At 70.8% G+C, this 18,723-nt stretch carries 15 protein-coding genes; 7 read left to right on the forward strand and 8 right to left on the reverse strand.

What is annotated here, in order from left to right:
• The gene (gene deoC / locus ACZ7LS_RS06390) at window positions 1-948 is read right to left on the reverse strand and encodes a deoxyribose-phosphate aldolase (RefSeq protein ID WP_382526708.1); all 948 of its coding nucleotides are present in this window, start codon (window positions 946-948) and stop codon (window positions 1-3) included.
• A gap of 218 nt (window positions 949-1,166) precedes the next feature.
• On the opposite strand from deoC, the gene ACZ7LS_RS06395 reads away from it, so the two are divergent.
• The 5 genes from ACZ7LS_RS06395 to ACZ7LS_RS06415 all read left to right on the forward strand — a co-directional run bounded on the left by ACZ7LS_RS06395 (window position 1,167) and on the right by ACZ7LS_RS06415 (window position 5,889).
• Window positions 1,167-1,814: a PH domain-containing protein gene (locus ACZ7LS_RS06395; protein ID WP_382875815.1), complete on the forward strand. Its 648-nt coding sequence runs from the start codon at window positions 1,167-1,169 to the stop codon at window positions 1,812-1,814.
• 4 nt (window positions 1,815-1,818) lie between these two features.
• A complete protein-coding gene (locus ACZ7LS_RS06400) occupies window positions 1,819-2,658 on the forward strand; it encodes a helix-turn-helix domain-containing protein (protein WP_385132028.1) in 840 nt (279 codons plus the stop codon).
• Window positions 2,655-2,906 carry a DUF397 domain-containing protein gene (locus tag ACZ7LS_RS06405; RefSeq protein ID WP_382526702.1) on the forward strand — a complete coding sequence of 84 codons (252 nt, stop codon included), beginning with the start codon at window positions 2,655-2,657 and terminating at the stop codon, window positions 2,904-2,906. Before ACZ7LS_RS06400 ends, ACZ7LS_RS06405 begins: the two co-directional genes overlap by 4 nt.
• Window positions 2,907-4,296: 1,390 nt before the next feature.
• Window positions 4,297-5,103 carry a helix-turn-helix transcriptional regulator gene (locus ACZ7LS_RS06410; protein ID WP_385132031.1) on the forward strand — a complete coding sequence of 269 codons (807 nt, stop codon included), beginning with the start codon at window positions 4,297-4,299 and terminating at the stop codon, window positions 5,101-5,103.
• 93 nt (window positions 5,104-5,196) lie between these two features.
• Window positions 5,197-5,889: an SDR family NAD(P)-dependent oxidoreductase gene (locus ACZ7LS_RS06415; protein ID WP_382526693.1), complete on the forward strand. Its 693-nt coding sequence runs from the start codon at window positions 5,197-5,199 to the stop codon at window positions 5,887-5,889.
• Between the two features lie 266 nt (window positions 5,890-6,155).
• Here ACZ7LS_RS06415 and ACZ7LS_RS06420 read toward each other — a convergent pair whose 3' ends face one another.
• From ACZ7LS_RS06420 to ACZ7LS_RS06435, 4 genes are all read right to left on the reverse strand, one after another.
• Window positions 6,156-8,231, reverse strand: a complete 2,076-nt coding sequence (locus tag ACZ7LS_RS06420) for a protein kinase domain-containing protein (RefSeq protein ID WP_471063902.1) — start codon at window positions 8,229-8,231, stop codon at window positions 6,156-6,158.
• Window positions 8,232-8,427: 196 nt separating this feature from the next.
• Entirely contained in the window at window positions 8,428-10,089 is a 1,662-nt protein-coding gene (locus ACZ7LS_RS06425) for a phospho-sugar mutase (RefSeq protein WP_382526689.1), read from the reverse strand.
• A 146-nt stretch (window positions 10,090-10,235) separates the two neighbouring features.
• Window positions 10,236-11,063, reverse strand: a complete 828-nt coding sequence (locus ACZ7LS_RS06430; protein WP_382526687.1) for a purine-nucleoside phosphorylase — start codon at window positions 11,061-11,063, stop codon at window positions 10,236-10,238.
• A 178-nt stretch (window positions 11,064-11,241) separates the two neighbouring features.
• On the reverse strand, window positions 11,242-11,679 hold the full coding sequence (locus ACZ7LS_RS06435) for a gamma-glutamylcyclotransferase family protein (protein WP_030355792.1): 438 nt from the start codon (window positions 11,677-11,679) through the stop codon (window positions 11,242-11,244).
• A 265-nt stretch (window positions 11,680-11,944) separates the two neighbouring features.
• On the opposite strand from ACZ7LS_RS06435, the gene ACZ7LS_RS06440 reads away from it, so the two are divergent.
• Entirely contained in the window at window positions 11,945-13,384 is a 1,440-nt protein-coding gene (locus ACZ7LS_RS06440) for an NAD(P)H-quinone dehydrogenase (protein ID WP_356514289.1), read from the forward strand.
• 74 nt (window positions 13,385-13,458) lie between these two features.
• Here ACZ7LS_RS06440 and ACZ7LS_RS06445 read toward each other — a convergent pair whose 3' ends face one another.
• Window positions 13,459-14,274, reverse strand: coding sequence for a polysaccharide lyase family 7 protein (locus ACZ7LS_RS06445; RefSeq protein WP_385132035.1), 816 nt, complete (start codon window positions 14,272-14,274; stop codon window positions 13,459-13,461).
• Window positions 14,275-14,641: 367 nt separating this feature from the next.
• On the opposite strand from ACZ7LS_RS06445, the gene ACZ7LS_RS06450 reads away from it, so the two are divergent.
• Window positions 14,642-15,667: a DeoR/GlpR family DNA-binding transcription regulator gene (locus ACZ7LS_RS06450; RefSeq protein WP_382526753.1), complete on the forward strand. Its 1,026-nt coding sequence runs from the start codon at window positions 14,642-14,644 to the stop codon at window positions 15,665-15,667.
• 378 nt (window positions 15,668-16,045) lie between these two features.
• Here ACZ7LS_RS06450 and ACZ7LS_RS06455 read toward each other — a convergent pair whose 3' ends face one another.
• On the reverse strand, window positions 16,046-16,624 hold the full coding sequence (locus tag ACZ7LS_RS06455; protein WP_382526681.1) for a TetR/AcrR family transcriptional regulator: 579 nt from the start codon (window positions 16,622-16,624) through the stop codon (window positions 16,046-16,048).
• Between the two features lie 95 nt (window positions 16,625-16,719).
• Window positions 16,720-18,474: an acetyl/propionyl/methylcrotonyl-CoA carboxylase subunit alpha gene (locus tag ACZ7LS_RS06460; RefSeq protein WP_382526678.1), complete on the reverse strand. Its 1,755-nt coding sequence runs from the start codon at window positions 18,472-18,474 to the stop codon at window positions 16,720-16,722.
• Window positions 18,475-18,723: the final 249 nt, after the last annotated feature.

Here is an 18,723-nt window from a genome sequence, read left to right on the forward strand (position 1 = left end):
TCAGTCCACCGTCACGTAGTCGGGGCCGGAGTAGCGGCCGGTGCTGAGCTTCTGACGCTGCATCAGCAGATCGTTCAGCAGGCTGGAGGCGCCGAACCGGAACCAGTGGTTGTCCAGCCAGTCCTCGCCCACGGTCTCATTCACCAGCACCAGGAACTTGACCGCGTCCTTGCTGGTACGGATGCCGCCCGCCGGCTTCACGCCGATCTGCACCCCGGTCTGCGCGCGGAAGTCGCGTACGGCCTCCAGCATCAGCAGGGTGTTGGCCGGGGTGGCGTTGACCCCGACCTTGCCCGTCGACGTCTTGATGAAGTCCGCGCCCGCGATCATGCCGAGCCAGGAGGCGCGGCGGATGTTGTCGTACGTGGACAGCTCACCGGTCTCGAAGATCACCTTGAGCCGGGCGGCCCCCGCGGCCTCCTTCACGGCGCGGATCTCCTCGTACACCTTGAGGTAGTGACCCGCGAGGAACGCGCCGCGATCGATGACCATGTCGATCTCGTCGGCGCCCGCGGCCACGGCGTCGCGCGTGTCCGCGAGCTTGACGGCCAGCGAGGCGCGGCCGGCCGGGAAGGCGGTGGCGACGGAGGCGACCTTGACGCCCGAGCCGGCCAGCGCGGCGGCCGCCGTCTCCGCCATGTCCGGATAGACGCAGACCGCGGCGGTGGCGGGCGTCGTACGGTCGGTCGGATCGGGCCGGAGGGCCTTGGCGGCGAGCGCCCGGACCTTGCCCGGGGTGTCCGCGCCCTCAAGCGTCGTCAGGTCGATCATGGAGATGGCCAGATCGATGGCGTACGCCTTGGCGGTGGTCTTGATCGAGCGCGTACCGAGCGACGCGGCGCGTGCCTCCAGGCCGACGGCGTCGACGCCGGGGAGCCCGTGGAGGAAGCGGCGCAGTGTGCTGTCGGACGCGGTCACGTCAGCGAATGCGGGGGTAATGGTGGGCATGGTCACCAGATGAGCATATCTACGCGCGTAGCGGCGTGTACAGGGGGTGGGGGGTTGCGAGGGGGAGCCGTTCCCGAGATGTGACCGTCGCGGGTGGTGCTCGCTGGTCGCCGCCGGTTTCCGTCGTGGGCCGCCGTTTCCGTCGTGGGCCGCCGGTTGCCGCCGGTTGCCGCCGGGGGCGTGGAGGCGCGTTCCGGCCATGCGGCAGAATCGGACGTATGACGAGTCCCGAGCAGCCCACCGAGCCGACCCACGCCGACCGCGTCTTCCGGTCGTCCGGCGGGATGGTCGGCGGCGGCCTGCTGCTCGCGCTCACCCTCTGGATCGGCGGCGACGCGCTCTTCCGCGGGACGGGCGGCACACCATGGCTGGCGCTCGCCGCGATGCTGTTCCTCGTACCGCTCGTGATCGCGTTCAGCCTGCGCCCGGCGGTCTACGCGAACGCCGACCGGCTGCGGATCAGGAACCCGTTCCGGACGATCACGCTGCCGTGGGGCGCGGTCTCGACCGTACGGGCCCAGTTCTCCTGCGAGGCGCTGACGGAGGACGGCGGGAAGTACCAGCTGTGGGCGGTCCCGGTCTCGCTGCGCCAGCGCAAGCGCGCCAACCGGACGCAGGTGCGGGGCGCCTCCGGCCGGGCGTCCGGGGGCCGGTCCGGGGGCTCGGGCGCGGGCTCGGGCGCGGGCGCGGCCGAGGTCCGGATGGCTCAGGCGGACCGTACGGTCGCCGATCTGCGCGAACTGTCGGACGGCGCGGAGTCGCGGCCCTCGGCGCAGGGGGAGCCGACGGTGCGGTGGGCGTACGAGGTGATCGCGCCGGCGGCGGCGGGCCTGATCCTGCTGATCGTGCTGCTGCTGACCGGCTGACGCGGTGCGCCTCCGGCGCGAGGAGCTTCAGCGTCTCCGCGTGGAGGCTGGTCTCCAGCAGGAGGCGGTGGGGCAGGCGCTCGGCGTCTCGCGGTACACCGTGGGCAAGATCGAGCGCGGCAGAGCGTTCCCCACGGACGAACAACTCCCCAAGCTGCTCAAGCTTCTGAAGGTGACGCCCGAGGAACGAGCCGGGATCGTCGCCACCATCGAGCAGGGCAGGTCGTACGGTCGCACGTGGTACGAACGGCCCGAGATCCAGGCCCTGTTCAGCGGGGACTCGTACCGTTACCTCTCGCTCGAAGATGCCGCGGAACGCATCTCGCTCCACTCGGGAACGTACGTTCCGGGGCTCTTCCAGACCCGTGAATACGTCGAGGCGATCGTCGCCTTCGGTCAGAAGCACGAGAGCACGGAGCGCCGTGAGACGTTCGTCGAGGCGAGGCTGAGGCGGCAGGAAGTCCTCACTCGCAGAAACCCGCTCATGGTGGACGCGCTGTGCTTGGAGTCCGCGCTCCGGGCTGTTGTCGGCGGACCGGAGGTCATGCGTGCGCAGCTCCGGCACCTGGTGGCGTGTGCCCAGCAGCAGAACGTCACTCTGCGAGTGATCCCATTCTCCGCAGGTGCCCCGAGCATCGCAGCAGCCCTGTTCACCACCATCGACTTCCCTGGCGCCGACAACCGCAGCGTCGTATCGCAGGAACGGGTAATCGGCGACACTCTCCAGGACGATCCTGCCGAGGTGCGGCGTGCCCGCCGGAGGTTCGCCGACTCGGCTGCCCACGCATTGAACGAGGAAGCAACCATCCGATGCATCGAAGAGATCGAGAAGGAACTGCAATGAGCGATCCGAAGGATGGCCTCTACGCGGCACCGCTCAATGGCGAGTGGGAGAAGTCCTCATTCAGCGCCCCCAACGGCGACAGCTGCGTTCAGATCATGCCGATCGACGGCGGCGTCGCCTTCGGCGACACCAAGCGCCGCGACCTGGACGGTGCGTTGCGGTTCACCGACAAGGAGATGCTGGCCCACATCCTGGCCGTCAAGGCGGGGCAGTACGACCACCTCATCCCCGACGGCACCGAACTCTGAGCGGCGCGGCGCGCCGCGGCCGAGGTGTGAACACGCGTCCACAGCAGCCAAGTTGGGTACGGACCGTCCTGGGTAATCCGTGACTTGGCTGCGGAGGCGCATCATGAAGAGGTCGCGCGGCGGGCTCACCGCGTTCGAGGCAAGAGCGGGCGAGGCCGCACGGACTCTGCTGAGGAACCAGGGCTACGACGGCGGATAAGGTCTCACGCTGACCTCGGTGTCGACGATCGTCAATACCAGCGAGGTCCTGCCGATCCTGCGGGCCTCCGGCATCGCGGGGCAGCCAGTGCGCCGGGCACTCGACTTCTTGGCCGGCGCGATTCCGGGGCACTGCCTGCCGCGTCACAAGGGCGGACGTGGAGAGCACTCCCGGTGCATCGCCTTCGGTCTTGCCGGGCTGCTGTCCCACCCCCGGTTCTTTCACCACAACGGTGTCGCGGAAGCCACAGCGTGGTGCGTCGGATGGCTGGCCAGAAGGCGCACCGGCGTACCGGGACGTGGCCCGGGAGGCTGGGGGTGTGCACGGGTCGGTTCAGATGAAGCGGCTGGGTGACGTGGTCACTGAGGCCGGGCAGTGGCCGCTCCACAACCACCACCGCCGGGAGACGTTCGTCGAGGACGACAAGGACGTACAGGGCACCGCGTGGGAACACATGGCGTACGCCTTGTGCACCCAGGCTGCCGTACGGTCCGGCGCCGGCCCGCGCGCTCCTCATGGCCACGACCAGTCGGTTGTCCGCGGACGCGCCTTTGCCTCCGGGGCGGCAGAGTTTGCCGTGACCCGGCGAGGCCGTGCTCGCGCCCGCACCGCGGGATCATCCCGCGGCCCGCGCAGGTCGGAGGCGACCATGACGTGTCCGGTCCAGGGCAGGCGGACGTCCACGATCGACGCAACGGCGACGGACGTCACCGGACGGAAGCGTACGGCCGGCGACCGGATCCGGGGACCCCACCGGTCCCCCGTGAAGTGGGCCATGGCATGCCCGATCCTTCTCCTGATCGCCGTGCGCGGGCCAGAGTCCTTCACCCCGGCGCTGTCGCCTTCGTCGTGACCCACTGGATCGCCGCGGCCGGCACACTGGCCACTCTTCCCGCTGCCATCGCCGTCGCCACCAGCGCCCTGGGAAAGCGCCGGAAGTGTGGTGATCCGCGCGAGACGATCCGTGAAGGCGCCTCACCCGCAAAGGCCCCCCGCACCGATACCTGGACGAAGAAGACCCGCCCTGCCGGCAGCTGACCGCCGCCCGGCCCGTCCGGACCTTCTTTCCTTGCGTCGGCACACGCCTGGGGGGTCATTTTCTTCCCAGGAAGATCGTGACTCTCCCGTTCGTGCGGTGGGCCTGGCACCGTGGAATGTGTGAAGGGTGCGAACACCGACAATCGTCGTGAATTGGCTGCTTTCCTGCGGGCCCGCCGCGGCGAGGTCTCTCCTCGGCAGGCCGGGCTGACCGCGCAGGAGCAGTCACGGAAGGTAGCGGGGCTGCGGCGGGAGGAGGTGGCGGGCCGGGCCGGGATCAGCGTGGACTACTACACCCGGCTGGAGCAGGGCCGGCTGCCCGCCCCCTCCGCGAGTGTCCTGGACGGGCTCGCCCACGCGCTGCTGCTCGACGACGACCAGCGGGATTATCTGCGGCGGCTGGCCGACTTCGCCCCGGCCGGGCGCCGCCGGCGTACCCGGCCGCAGGTGGTGCCGGGGCCGGTACGGGCCGTGCTCGCCGATCTGGGCACCACGCCCGCCGTGGTCCTGGGCCGGTTCACGGACATCCTGGCCTGGAACCCTCTCGCGGCCGAGCTGCTGGGTGATTTCGGCGCCGTCCCCGAAGAGCGGCGTAACTTTCTCTGGCTGACGTTCCTCGACCCGGGCATGCGCGAGCGGCTTCCGGACTGGCATCTGTCGGCGGGTGAATGCGTGGCCTATCTGCGGCTCGACGCCGGCCGCCACCCGAGCGATCCCCGTCTCGACGAACTGGTGGAACAGCTCGGCACCGCGGACTCGGAGTTCCAGCACTGGTGGGCCGCCCACCGGGTTACCGGCAGGAGTTTCGGCAGCAAGCGGATCCTGCATCCGATGGCCGGCGAGATCCGGCTGGACTGGCAGGTCCTCACCGTTGCCCAGGAACGCGACCAGTCCCTCGTGGTCATGCCCGCCTCCGACGCGGAGAGCAGGCAGCGGCTCATCGCCCTGAGCACACCGTAAGAACGCGCATGGCACGACCATGCGCCACACCTTTGGAAGGAGGCCGAGGCGCGAGGACCCCCGGAATGAGGAGGGTCCGGTGCCTCACAGCCCATGACCACCACACTGATCACCGGAGCCACCCGCGGACTCGGTCTGGAGACCGCCCGCCAGCTCGCCCGGGCCGGACACACCGTCTACCTCGGCGCACGCGACCTGAAGCAAGGACAGGAAGTCGCGGAGCCCATCGGCGCCCACGCGATACAACTCGATGTCACCGACGAGGAATCGGTCCAGGCCGCGGCGAAGCTGGTACGCGAGGAAGCCGGAACGCTCGACGTCCTGGTCAACAACGCCGGTATCTCCGGTACCTGGAATCCACCCGCCGAGATCACCGCCGCCGATATGGAGACGGTCTACGCGACCAACGTCTTCGGCCTCGTCCGCGTCACCCACGCCTTCCTGCCGCTCCTGGAGACCGGCAGCAACCCCGTCATCGTGAACGTCAGCAGCACCGGCGGCTCCCTCACCCGTTGCAGCGACCCCACCAGCCTCGAAGCGACCTTCCCGATGGTCGCCTACTGCTCGTCCAAGAGCGCCGTCAACATGATCACCGTCCAGTACGCCAACGCCTTCCCTCAGATGCGGATCAACGCGGTCCACCCAGGAAGCATCGCCACCGATTTCAACCCGCGCGGTACCCAGAGCGCCGAAGAGTGCGCCGAATTCATCGTCCGCATGGCCACCACCGGCCCCGACGGCCCCACCGGCGCCTTCCTCGAAGCCGACGGCCCTGTCCTGTGGTGACACCAGCCGACGACTGACCGGCGGACCACGTCCGGGACTCCAGCACACCGCGCGAAGTCCCGCGCATTCCCGGCCGGGGCGGGGCTTCTCACCATCAACAGCACATCCGGAAGGAGGCGGAGGCGACCGTGGCCGCTCAAGACATGGAGTCCGGTGCCTGGAAGCCGGCCGGCGAGTACACCGCCACCGATATACCGCCACCGATATGGAGACGGTCTGCCGAGGCGGGGTGCCGGGCATCCGTGAGCGGCGCGGCGCGCCGCGGCCTACACCGTGATCGCGTAGAGCGTGCCTGACGCGTCGGTCGCGTAGGCCGTGGGGCCCGATATCAGCGGGCCCGTGCGGAGTTGTTCACCGGCGGGGAAGTCCCACTTCTTCTTGCCGGTGTCCGCGTGGAGCGCGTGCAGGGTGGTGTCGGCCGCCACGCAGACCGTGCCGTCGCCGGCGCTCGGGGTGGGGTGGATCTCGGTGGTGAAGGGGGTGTTCCACTTCGGCGCGCCGGTCTTCGTGGCCAAGGCGTACAGCGTGGTCCTGCCGCAGACGTAGAGCGAGTCGCCGGACACGACCGGGGGACCCTGGAACGAGCCGCCGTCCTCGGCGGCGACCAGCCACTTCTCCTGCCCGCTCGTGGAGACCGCCGACACGGACGTGCCGTTCTCGCCGGACATCGTGAAGTAGACGGTGTCACCGGCCACGGCCACGTCCGAGATCCGGACGGCCGGGGTCAGGTGCTTCCATTTCCGCTTTCCGGTGGCCGGGTCGTACGCGTACAGGGCGCCGCCGCTGCTGGTGTAGACCGTGCCGTCGGCTATGCGCGCGGATTCGGCGTATTCGAGGCCGGCGGAGGTCTCCAGCTGGATCTTCTCGGTCGATGTGGACACCGCGTACAGCACGGTGGAGGCGCCGCTGCCGCCCAGGAAGCAGACGGTGTCGTCGGCAGCCGACGGGGCCGCGCCGGCGACGTCGAGTTCGGAGGAGGCCCACTTCTGCTCGCCGGTGTCCGCGTGCAGGGCGCGCAGGACGTCGCCGACCACCACGCAGACGGTGTCGTCGGTCACGGCCGGGATGGGCACCAGCGTGCCGTCCGTGGCGCCGGTGGTGTGGGTCCACCGTTCGGTGCCGTTGTCGGCCGAGACCGCGTACAGGCTCTTCCGGCCCGGGAAGTAGACCATGCCATTGGCCACGGCCGGCGCCCCGTCGGCGTCGTCGCGGCCGTCGCCCGTGGCGACCGAGGACGTCCAGCGCGGGGTGCCGGGCCGCTGGGGGACCGTCGGGGTCTCCTCGGGCGCGGGGGTGACGTTACCCATGTCGTCGTCGGTGCCGGAGGACCGCCAGACGCTGTAACCGATTCCCGCCGCGGCCGTGACCCCCGCGAGGCCGAGCAGCGCCCGGCGCCGGGTGATGCCGGACGAGGGGAGCGCCGTGGGCCGCGGTGCGTCGGTGAACTGGGCCGTGGAAGCTTTGAGTTGTACGGTCCTGGCGACCGGTTCCGGGAGCCAGCCGTGGCCCGGCGGAGGCGCGGCGTACGCGCCCGCCCCGGACAGCTGGCGCATCAGCTCGGCCACGGTGGGGCGCTGGCCGGGGTCCTTGGCCAGACAGTGCTCCACCAGGGGCCGCAGGGCGGGAGGCAGACGCTCCAGGCCGGGCCGCTCGTGCACCGTCCGGTAGTGGAGCCCGTGCGCCGACCCCGTGCCGAACGGTCCGGCTCCCGTCGCCGCGTACGCGAGGACCGCCCCGAGGGAGAACACATCGCTGGCCGGGCTGATCCGCTCGTCCGTCAGCTGCTCGGGGGACATGAAGCCGGGGGTGCCCACCATCACCCCGGTCTGGGTCAGCGCGCTGGCGTCGCTGACGACCGAGATGCCGAAGTCGATCACGCGCGGGCCGTCGTGGGCGAGCAGGATGTTCGATGGCTTCAGGTCACGGTGGACCACCCCCGCCGCGTGAATCGCCCCCAGCGCCTCGGCCAGCCCGGAACCGAGCGTCAGGACACGCTCCTGCGGCCACGGTCCGTGCGCGGCGACGGCCTCGCTCAGCGCCATTCCCGGTACGTAGACCGTCGCCAGCCAGGGGGGAGTGGCGTCGGGATCGGCGTCGACCACACCCGCGGTGAAGGCGCCGTTCACGCGCCGGATCGCGGTGACCTCACGGACGAACCGGCGCCGGAACTGCGGGTCCTCGGCGAGATCCGGGCGCACCACCTTGACGGCCGCCATGCGACCGCCCCGCGACCGCCCCAGGAATACGCTGCCCATGCCGCCGGAGCCGAGCCGGCCCACCAGGCGGTAGGGCCCCACCCGTCCGGGGTCCCCGGCACGTAACGCCTTCAACGCCTCCACCACGTACCCCCGGCCGGACCTGGTGCCGGTCGCGGCACCGCGGCTGTCTCTCGGATCCCTGCGAAGTCAGCCACATTACTGGGAGTACGCGCCCACGCGGGGCGGGGGCTGGGATCCGCCACCGGGCAAGTGGGCTGTGGTGGGCCCGGATCGGCGGCCGGGCGCGGGCCCGGATCGGCGGCCGGGCGCGGCGGAACGGTCAGATGCCGGCCACCGCCGCCAGGTCCCGTTTCATCGCGGCCAGCGTCGCCCTGGCCGTCTCCCGTGCCGCCGCCAGGGCCGTCGCGTCCTCGACCGGGATCACGACCTCCAGGTAGCACTTCAGCTTGGGCTCGGTGCCGCTCGGCCTGACGATGACGCGGGCACGGTACGCGCCCTCCAGGTGGTAGCGCAGGCCGTCCGTCGGGGGCAGCGCGTCCGTACCGCGCGTGAGGTCCTCGGCGGAGGCGACGTTCAGGCCGGCCAGCTCCGTCGGCGGACTCTCGCGCAGGCGGCGCATCGCGGCGGCGATCAGCGACAGGTCCTGGACACGGACCGACAGCTGGTCCGTGGCGTGCAGGCCGTGGGTGACGGCCAGATCGTCCAGCAGGTCGCTGAGCGTGCGGTCCCTGGCCTTGAGTTCGGAGGCCAGTTCGGCCACCAGCAGCGCGGCCGTGATGCCGTCCTTGTCGCGGACGCCGTCGGGGTCGACGCAGTAGCCGAGCGCCTCCTCGTATCCGTACCGCAGGCCCTCGACACGGGCGATCCACTTGAAGCCGGTCAGCGTCTCCTCGTAACCCAGCTCCGCCGCCCCGGCGATCCGGCCGAGCAGCGACGACGAGACGATCGACTCGGCGAAGGTGCCCGTCGCGCCCTTGTGGACGAGATGGGCCGCGAGGAGCGCGCCGACCTCGTCGCCGGTCAGCATCCGCCAGCCGCTGACGGCCGTGTCGTCGGGGACGGCGACGGCGCAGCGGTCCGCGTCCGGGTCGTTCGCGATGATCAGGTCGGGCCGTACGCGCCGCGCGGTGGCGAAGGCCAGGTCCATCGCGCCCGGCTCCTCCGGGTTCGGGAACGCGACGGTCGGGAAGGCCGGGTCGGGCGCGGCCTGCTCCGGCACGAGCGCGGGCTCGGGGAAACCGGCGCGGGCGAAGGCGGCCAGGAGGGTTTCCGTACCGACGCCGTGCAGCGCCGTGTGGACGACGCGCGCGGTGCGCGGGGTGCCGGGGGTCAGGACCGCGTCCGTACGTGCCAGATACGCGGCCGGTACGTCGTCGCCGAGGATCTCCCAGCCGTCGTCGGGCCGGGCCACGCCGGCCAGCGGGCCGACCGCGGCGATCCGGGCCGCGATCTCGCCGTCCGCGGGCGGCACGATCTGCGAGCCGCCGCCGAGATAGACCTTGTAGCCGTTGTCCTGGGGCGGGTTGTGGCTGGCGGTGACCTCGACACCGGCGACGGCGCCGAGATGCCGTACGGCGAAGGCCAGTACGGGCGTCGGCAGCGGCCGGGGCAGTACGGCGGCGCGCAGCCCGGCGCCGGTCATCACGGCCGCGGTGTCGCGGGCGAAGTCGGCGGACTTGTAGCGGGCGTCGTAGCCGATGACGACCAGCCCGTCACCATGGCCCTGTGCCCGGAGATACGCGGCGAGTCCGGCCGCGGCGCGGATGACCACCGCGCGGTTCATCCGCATGGGCCCGGCGCCCAGTTCGCCGCGCAGCCCGGCGGTGCCGAACTGGAGCGTGCCGGCGAACCGTTCCGCCAGGGTGGCGGTGTCCCCGGCGTCGATGATCTTGCCGAGCTCCTCGCGGGTGTCGCTGTCGGGGTCCTCGGCCTGCCAGGCCTTGGCCCGTGCGATGAGGTCCTGATACGTGGCGTCCTGCACGGTGGGGGGCACCTCCTGGTAGCTGTGACGCCGGGGCCGACGGCGTGGCCCCGGCGGGATGTCGTTCCCGGCTCGGACAGGACCCAGGTCCTGTCCTCAACGTAGCGCCGTCCGCCCGGAGGCAGGCGCGGCTTCGAAGACAGCGTCTAGACGCGTTCGAGCACCTGGGCGAGCAGGGCGCCCATCTGCGTCGCCGAGTCGCGGCCCGCCCGGAGGACCTCTTCGTGGTTGAGCGGCTCGCCCGAGATGCCCGCGGCCAGATTCGTGACCAGCGAGATCCCGAGCACCTCGGCGCCCGCCTCACGGGCCGCGATGGCCTCCAGGACGGTGGACATGCCGACGAGGTCGCCGCCCAGGACACGGACCATGTTGATCTCGGCCGGCGTCTCGTAGTGCGGGCCGGGGAACTGCACGTACACCCCCTCTTCGAGGGCCGGGTCGATCTCCTTGCACAGCGCGCGCAGCCGCGGCGAGTACAGGTCCGTGAGGTCCACGAAGTTGGCGCCGACGATGGGGGAGACGGCCGTCAGATTGATGTGGTCGCTGATCAGCACGGGCTGACCGGGGCGCATGCCCTCGCGCAGTCCGCCGCAGCCGTTGGTCAGAACGATGGTCTTGCAGCCCGCCGCGACCGCGGTACGTACGCCGTGCGCGACGGCGGCGACGCCGCGGCCCTCGTAGTAGTGCGTACGGCCCAGGAAGACCAGCGCGCGCTTCTCGGCGATCCGGTACGAGCGGATTCTGCCGCCGTGACCGGCCACGGCCGGCGGCGGAAAGCCGGGGAGATCGGTGACGGGGAACTCCGCCTCGGGCGTGCCGAGCGCGTCGACCGCCGGTGCCCAGCCGGAGCCCATCACCAGGGCGACGTCATGGGTCTCGGCGCCGGTCAGCTCGCGCAGGCGGGTGGCGGCGGCGTCGGCGGCGGCCAGGGGGTCGGATCCGTCGGCGTTGGCCGGGATAACAGATGCGTTCACGCGGATGAGGGTAGCCGGTCATGCCCTACGCGCGTAGATGAAGGTCGCGCGGTCATGACATCGTTGTGTTGTCGTTTCCAACGAAAACAGCGGCCATGCGCCGCTTCCCCGGTTCCCGCCCGGTTCTTCCCCGGTGCCCCCGGGGGCCGCGCCCGGTTCGGCCGCCCGTCCGCCCCCGTCAACAGGGGCGCTTGCGCAGCTCCATCACATAGTCGTGCGGGGCGCCCGCCGACTCCGCCGCGTCGGCCAGCTCACCGAGATAGCGCGCCGAGGGGAGACCGCCCTCGTAGCCGTTCAGGACGTACATCCAGGTCGGCTCCTCGCCGTCCAGGGTGTGTACCCGTACCCGCATACGGCGGTAGATGTCGAGCCCCACGCCCTCCCAGCGGTCCATGGAGTCCTCGTCCATCGGGGCGATGTCGTAGAGCGCGACGAAGACCTGGGAACGCGGCGCCTCCACGACCGTGGCCAGCGCACCCTCCCAGCCCATCTGCTCGCCGCCGAAGGTGAGCCGCCAGCCGTTGAGCCAGCCGGTGCCGCGCAGCGGGGAGTGCGGGGCGCGGCGGGTCATCAGCCGCGCGTCGAGGTTGCCGGCGTACGCGGCGTAGAGCGACATGGGGTCGAGGGTACGGGAGGTACGGGCGTGGCCCGGTTTTTTGACGGCTCGGTTCGCTTCCGGGCGCCACCGGGTCCCCTGGGGGCGGGCGGCTCTCCCGTCCGGCGGCGAACCGAGCCCGAAAAAAGAGAGGCCGGGCACCCCGGGGGGAAGGCACTTGAAGCGTGCGGGACAATGGAGTACGTACTGCATCCCCCGGGGCTCCCCCGGAACCCCGGCCGGGGTGGCAGACGGGCCGGGTTGACAACGCGAGGCGGACTTTTTCGTGACCCGGATCGTGATCATCGGTGGCGGCCCCGGCGGCTACGAGGCGGCTCTCGTAGGGGCCCAGCTCGGCGCGGAAGTGACCGTCGTCGACTGTGACGGACTCGGCGGCGCGTCGGTGCTCACCGACTGCGTACCGTCGAAGACCCTCATCGCGACGGCCGAGGTGATGACCACCTTCGACTCCTCGTACGAGGAACTGGGCATCATCGTCGCGGACGACACCCCTCCGCTTGAGCAGAAGGCCCGCGTCGTCGGAGTCGATCTCGGCAAGGTCAACCGGCGTGTGAAGCGGCTCGCGCTCGCCCAGTCGCACGACATCACGGCCTCCGTCACCCGGGCCGGCGCGCGGGTCATGCGCGGGCGCGGGCGGCTCGACGGCCGACAGGCCGTGGACGGCTCGCGCCAGGTGATCGTGACCGCGGCGGACGGCACGGAGGAGTCGCTCACCGCCGACGCCGTGCTGATCGCGACCGGCGCGCACCCCCGCGAGATCCCGGACGCGAAGCCCGACGGCGAGCGCATCCTCAACTGGACGCAGGTGTACGACCTCGACGAGCTGCCCGAGGAACTGATCGTGGTCGGCTCCGGTGTCACCGGCGCCGAGTTCGCCGGTGCCTACCAGGCGCTCGGCTCGCGCGTCACACTCGTCTCGTCCCGTGACCGCGTACTGCCGGGCGAGGACCCGGACGCCGCCGGCGTGCTGGAGGACGTCTTCCGGCGCCGCGGCATGAACGTGATGTCCCGCTCCCGCGCCGAGGCCGCCAAGCGGGTGGGCGACCGGGTCGAGGTGGCCCTCTCCGACGGCCGGGTCATCTCCGGTACGCACTGCCTGATGGCCGTCGGCGCCATCCCGAACACGGCGGGCATGGGCCTGGAGGAGGCCGGCGTCCTGGTCAAGGAGTCGGGCCACATCAAGACCGACCGGGTCTCCCGCACCTCCGCGCCGGGCGTCTACGCCGCCGGTGACGTCACCGGGATCTTCGCTCTCGCCTCGGTCGCCGCCATGCAGGGCCGGATCGCGATGTACCACTTCCTGGGCGACGCGGTCGCCCCGCTCAACCTGAAGACCGTCTCGTCGAACGTCTTCACCGACCCGGAGATCGCCACCGTCGGTTACAGCCAGGCGGACGTCGACGCCGGCAAGATCGACGCGCGCGTCGTCAAATTGCCGCTGCTGCGCAACCCGCGCGCCAAGATGCAGGGCATCAGGGACGGCTTCGTCAAGATCTTCGCCCGCCCCGGCACCGGGATCGTCGTCGGCGGGGTCGTCGTCTCACCGCGCGCCAGCGAACTGATCCATCCCATCGCGCTCGCCGTCGACAACAACCTGACCGTGGAGCAGATCGCGAACGCCTTCACGGTCTACCCGTCCCTGTCGGGCTCGATCGCCGAGGTGGCACGGCAGTTGCACACCCGGAAGACCGGCGAGGAGGGCTGACGGACGGGCGCTCCGCGGGGGTTCCGGAACGGTGACCCGCTCCGGAACCCCGCCTTTCAGGACGCCTCAGGACCTCAGCTGTGTTCGAGGTCTACCTTGTAGAGGGCGACTTCGGCGTAGTTGGTGCTTGCGCAGGGCGCGGAGTTGGCGCAGTTCGCCTGCGTGTAGGCGCCGGCCTTGAAGTAGCCGCTGGCGAACTTGGCGTCGATGGTGGCCTTGAGCACGTCGTTGTAGTAGACGCGCACCTTGCCGCCACTGACGACGAACTTGCCCGTGAAGGGGGTGCCCAGCTTGTAGGCGCTGGTGAGGAGCTTGTAACGCGGGTTGTTGTACGAGGTGACGTACAGCTTGGTGCCCTCAAGGCGGAACGAGGTGACGTCGCTGTCACTGTCGTGGATCTGGCCGGCCATCACATGCGGCTTGTCGTTCGGCAGATGGGTGATGGCCTCGGTGAAGGTCATGGTGTGGGTGCCGGAGGTGGACGGCCAGCTCTTGATCTTGGAGCCGTCGCCGCTCATCTCCCGCAGTTCCGAACGGGGGTACTTGGTGTTCGGGGTGGTGGTGCCGTTGACCGGACCGCGGAAGAGGATGGCCTTGCAGTCGGAGGTCGTCGTGAAGTACGGAGCCTTCGTGTAGGCCGCGAGCTGCGGCTGCGTGATCGTCAGGGGCTTGTTCGCCTGATTGGGGTCCTTGGTGGGCAGGTTGAGCTCCCAGGCGGTACCCAGCTTGATGGCGGCGGCCGGGGAGGCACACGGGGCAGTGGCCTTCGGGCTGCTGTCGGTGCGAGCGGACTCCCCGAAGGCGACAGTGCCTGCCGCCGCTATCGCGCCCGCCCCCAGTGCGGCGAGTACGTAGGTGATGGGGCGGCGCGAACGAGCTCTGTGGGACATGTACGTGGTTCCTGTTCTCGCTGTGGGGGTACTGCGGAATCACTGTGGGGAAGCGGTTCCGCTGAGGTTGAACCTGATTGGCGGTGTGGTACGGGAGGACCTTGCTGGTCTTAAGAGACAGCGGTCTAGACCTTACGGAGAACTTATTACAAACTTGAATCGTCTTATGGGGTGAGTTCGACGAGTTGATTACCGCGGAGCGCGACGGCGGGGCCCGTCGGGTAGCTCCGGACCCGGCCTTATACCACTGTGCGTACCCGTCTGTGTATAACTTCTCTTATTCGGCGCAAACTGCTGAAAGTAGACGGCGGTTGGGGTTACTGTCAGTTTCGTGTTCGCTGCAGAACGTCGCCAATTGATCCTCGAAATGGTGCGCGCCAACGGGGCCGTGTCGCTCCGTGAGCTCGCCCGCGTCGTCCAGACCTCCGAAGTGACCGTACGGCGGGACGTGCGGGCGCTGGAGGCCGAAGGACTCCTCGACCGCCGGCACGGCGGTGCGGTATTGCCGGGCGGATTCACGCGAGAATCCGGCTTTCCGCAAAAGTCCCATCTCGCAACGGCCGAGAAGACGGCCATCGCCGATCTCGCCGCGAGTCTCGTCGAAGAGGGCGAGGCCGTGGTCGTCGGCGCCGGTACGACCACGCAGGAGCTGGCCCGTCGGCTCGCGCGGATCCCCGGTCTGACCGTCGTCACCAACTCGCTGCTCGTCGCGCAGGCGCTCGCGCATGCCAACCGGGTCGAAGTCGTCATGACCGGCGGCACGTTACGCGGCTCGAACTACGCGCTGGTCGGCAGCGGAGCGGAACAGTCCCTCCAGGGCCTCCGGGTCACCCGCGCGTTCCTGTCCGGGAGCGGACTGACCGCCGAGCGCGGGCTGTCCACGTCCAACATGCTCTCGGCGAGCGTCGACCGGGCGCTGGTGCAGGCCGCGGCGGAGGTCGTGGTGCTCGCCGACCATACGAAGCTGGGCACCGACACGATGTTCCAGACGGTGCCGACGGATCTCATCAGCAGGCTGGTGACCGACGAGCCGCCGGCGCATGACGACCGCGCGGCGACGGAGCTTCAGGCGCTGGCGGACCAAGGCGTACAGATCGCGGTGGCCGGCGGGGTGGCCGGCGGAGCCGGCGGTTCTGCGGGCGGGGTGTCCGGGGGCGCGGCCGGTACGGGTTCCGTTGCCGGGGCCGGCGGTTCGGGCGGTGAGGCGCATCCGGCGGGGCGGCAGTCGCGACGTGACGTACCGCTTCCTGGGCAGCGCCGTACGCATGTGGCGGGGCCGGGACAGGGGCCGGGGAACGGCGGGCCGGGTCCGCAACTGCGGAGCGCGGCGGCGTCGCTGGCGGCGCAGGAACCGGGGGAGAGGGCGCGGGTGGCGGACTTACGGCGGCGGTAGCGGTGCGCCTCCGGCGGGGGGTGCGGGGCGCCGTCCGGCGGGGTGCGTTGTGCGCCTGTGGCGCGGGGTGCGTTGTGGCCTGGTGGGGTACGGGGGCGGGAGGATGCCGCCGCCTCCCCCGCCCGCCCTCGCGCACGGACGCGCCAGTCGGTGGCGGGCGGTGAAGGGGGGCGCGCGGGGGGCGTGTCCGGGACGTAGAGCGTGATGTGTGGCGCGCGACCGGCCCGAACCATCGCCAGGCAGAACGCGCCGTACGGGGGTCCGGGGGTGTCCCCCGGGGAAGCACAGCATGCAGTCCCGGGCGCGAGGCCCGGAGCGCCACCCGGCGACAACCCGCACCAGACCACCGGCCCCAGCCGAAACGCACCAGACGACCCGTCAGGGCCGTAGGCCCGTCAGCGTCAGTGTGAGCAGGCGTTCGCCCAGGCTCGGGTCCGACGATTGTTCCGCCGCCAGCGCGATCGCGTTCGTGAGCTGCAACAGGTCGTCGATCGAGACCTCCTGCCGTACGTGCCCGGCCCGCTGCGCCCGTTCCAGGAGGCGCCCGCCCGCCTCGCGCATCGGCACGCTGCACTGCGACAGCGCCGAACTCTTGTCGTGCGAGGCCGACATGAGCGCCTGCGAGAGCCCGCGGTACTCACCCGCATGAGTGATGAGCGCACCCAGCCATTCGACCAGCGCCGCACACGGCTGCTCCGACTCGGCGAGTTCGCGGGAACGGTCGATGAGGGAGGCGAGCGCTTCCTGGAAGACCGCGTTCATCAGCGCGTGGCGGTTCGGGAAGTGCCGGTAGAGCGTGCCGATGCCGACTCCCGCGCGGCGCGCGATGTCCTCCAGGGAGGCGTCCGTGCCGTGTTCCGCGAAGCTGCGGCGGGCCTCCGTGAGCAGGCGTCCGTAGTTGCGGCGCGCGTCGGCGCGCATGGGCCGGGGCAGTGCGTGTGCCGTACTGCTCGCCATTGGGGGTCCTCTCTGTCTCCGCCCGTGGCGTCAAGGATGCCACCGCACACGTCGAGGCCCCGCCCGAGCACATCGGGCGGGGCCTCGACGGTGGGTCAGTCCTTGATCTCGCAGATGGTCGCGCCGGAGGTGAGGGACGCGCCGACTTCCGCGGAGAGGCCCTTGATCGTGCCGGAGCGGTGCGCGTTGAGGGGCTGCTCCATCTTCATGGCTTCGAGGACGACGACGAGGTCGCCCTCCTTGACCTCCTGGCCCTCCTCGACGGCGACCTTGACGATGGTGCCCTGCATCGGGGAGGCCAGGGTGTCGCCCGAGGCCGCCGAGGCGGACTTCTTGGCGGCGCGGCGCTTGGGCTTGGCGCCGGCGGCGAGGCCGGTGCGGGCCAGCGTCATGCCCAGGCTGGACGGCAGCGAGACTTCGAGGCGCTTGCCGCCGACCTCGACGACGACGGTCTCGCGGCCGGGCTCGTCGTCCGTCTCGGTGTCGGTGGGGGCCGCGAAGGGCGGGATGTCGTTGGTGAACTCCGTTTCCATCCAGCGGGTGTGGACGGTGAACGGGTCGGAGGTGAAGGCCGGGTCGACGACGACCTTGCGGTGGAAGGGGATCGCCGTGGCCATGCCCTCGACCGTGAACTCGTTCAGGGCGCGGGAGGCGCGCTGGAGGGCCTGCTCGCGGGTGGCGCCGGTGACGATCAGCTTGGCGAGCAGGGAGTCCCAGGCGGGGCCGATGACCGAGCCGGACTCGACGCCCGCGTCGAGGCGGACTCCGGGGCCGGTGGGCGGGGCGAAGGTGGTGACGGTGCCGGGGGCGGGCAGGAAGCCGCGGCCCGGGTCCTCGCCGTTGATACGGAACTCGAAGGAGTGCCCGCGCACGGCCGGGTCGCCGTAGCCGAGGGCCTCGCCATCGGCGATGCGGAACATCTCGCGGACCAGGTCGATGCCGGTGACCTCTTCGGTGACCGGGTGCTCCACCTGGAGGCGGGTGTTGACCTCCAGGAAGGAGATCGTGCCGTCGGTGCCGACGAGGAACTCGACGGTGCCCGCGCCGACGTAGCCGGCCTCCTTGAGGATCGCCTTGGACGCCGCGTACAGCTCGGCGTTCTGGGCGTCGGAGAGGAAGGGCGCGGGGGCCTCCTCCACCAGCTTCTGGTGGCGGCGCTGGAGGGAGCAGTCGCGGGTCGAGACGACGACGACGTTGCCGTGGGAGTCGGCCAGGCACTGGGTCTCGACGTGGCGCGGCTTGTCGAGGTAGCGCTCGACGAAGCACTCGCCGCGGCCGAAGGCGGCGACGGCCTCGCGGACGGCCGACTCGTACAGTTCCGGGACCTCTTCGAGCGTACGGGCGACCTTGAGGCCCCGTCCGCCGCCGCCGAAGGCCGCCTTGATGGCGATCGGCAGGCCGTTCTCCTTGGCGAACGCGACGACCTCGTCGGCGCCGGAGACCGGGTCGGGGGTGCCGGCGACCAGCGGGGCACCGGCGCGCTGGGCGATATGGCGGGCGGCGACCTTGTCGCCGAGGTCGCGGATGGCCTGCGGCGGCGGGCCGATCCAGGTGAGCCCGGCGTCCAGCACGGCCTGAGCGAATTCGGCGTTCTCGGACAGGAATCCGTAGCCGGGGTGGATCGCGTCCGCGCCGGAGTCCTTGGCCGCCTGAAGCACCTTCGCCATGTCGAGATAGCTGGCTGCCGGGGTGTCACCGCCCAGGGCGAACGCCTCGTCGGCCGCGCGGACGTGCAGGGCGTCCCGGTCCGGGTCCGCGTAGACGGCTACGCTCTGGATCCCGGCATCCCGGCAGGCACGGGCAACGCGGACAGCGATTTCGCCACGGTTGGCGATGAGCACCTTGCGCACGATGGCTCCCTCCTTGAAAACAAGCTGAGTTTAGGGACTGCCGACACGCCCCATGGATCCGTCCCCCATGGTGACCTTGCCCACACGGCGCGTGGTTCGAGGCTCGTTCAGAAGGCGAAATCCCTTGTGGCACCACGGTACGCCGGGATCCCCCGTCGCACAGTAGCGCTCGGATGTGGTCCAGCTCTCTGTCCGAGTACCCCTCGGCGGATCGCGATTCTTTGTGGAGTCCCTACGAATGGCCGAATG

It is taken from the genome of Streptomyces sp. NPDC039430 (genome assembly GCF_055639435.1).

What these genes read in the sequence shown, in the direction of transcription:
- deoC (WP_382526708.1), bottom strand. Translation starts at nt 948, where the DNA reads ATGCCCACCATTACCCCCGCATTCGCTGACGTGACCGCGTCCGACAGC.
- ACZ7LS_RS06395 (WP_382875815.1), top strand. Translation starts at nt 1,167, where the DNA reads ATGACGAGTCCCGAGCAGCCCACCGAGCCGACCCACGCCGACCGCGTC.
- ACZ7LS_RS06405 (WP_382526702.1), top strand. Translation starts at nt 2,655, where the DNA reads ATGAGCGATCCGAAGGATGGCCTCTACGCGGCACCGCTCAATGGCGAG.
- ACZ7LS_RS06415 (WP_382526693.1), top strand. Translation starts at nt 5,197, where the DNA reads ATGACCACCACACTGATCACCGGAGCCACCCGCGGACTCGGTCTGGAG.
- ACZ7LS_RS06435 (WP_030355792.1), bottom strand. Translation starts at nt 11,679, where the DNA reads ATGTCGCTCTACGCCGCGTACGCCGGCAACCTCGACGCGCGGCTGATG.
- ACZ7LS_RS06445 (WP_385132035.1), bottom strand. Translation starts at nt 14,274, where the DNA reads ATGTCCCACAGAGCTCGTTCGCGCCGCCCCATCACCTACGTACTCGCC.
- ACZ7LS_RS06450 (WP_382526753.1), top strand. Translation starts at nt 14,642, where the DNA reads ATGGTGCGCGCCAACGGGGCCGTGTCGCTCCGTGAGCTCGCCCGCGTC.
- ACZ7LS_RS06455 (WP_382526681.1), bottom strand. Translation starts at nt 16,624, where the DNA reads ATGGCGAGCAGTACGGCACACGCACTGCCCCGGCCCATGCGCGCCGAC.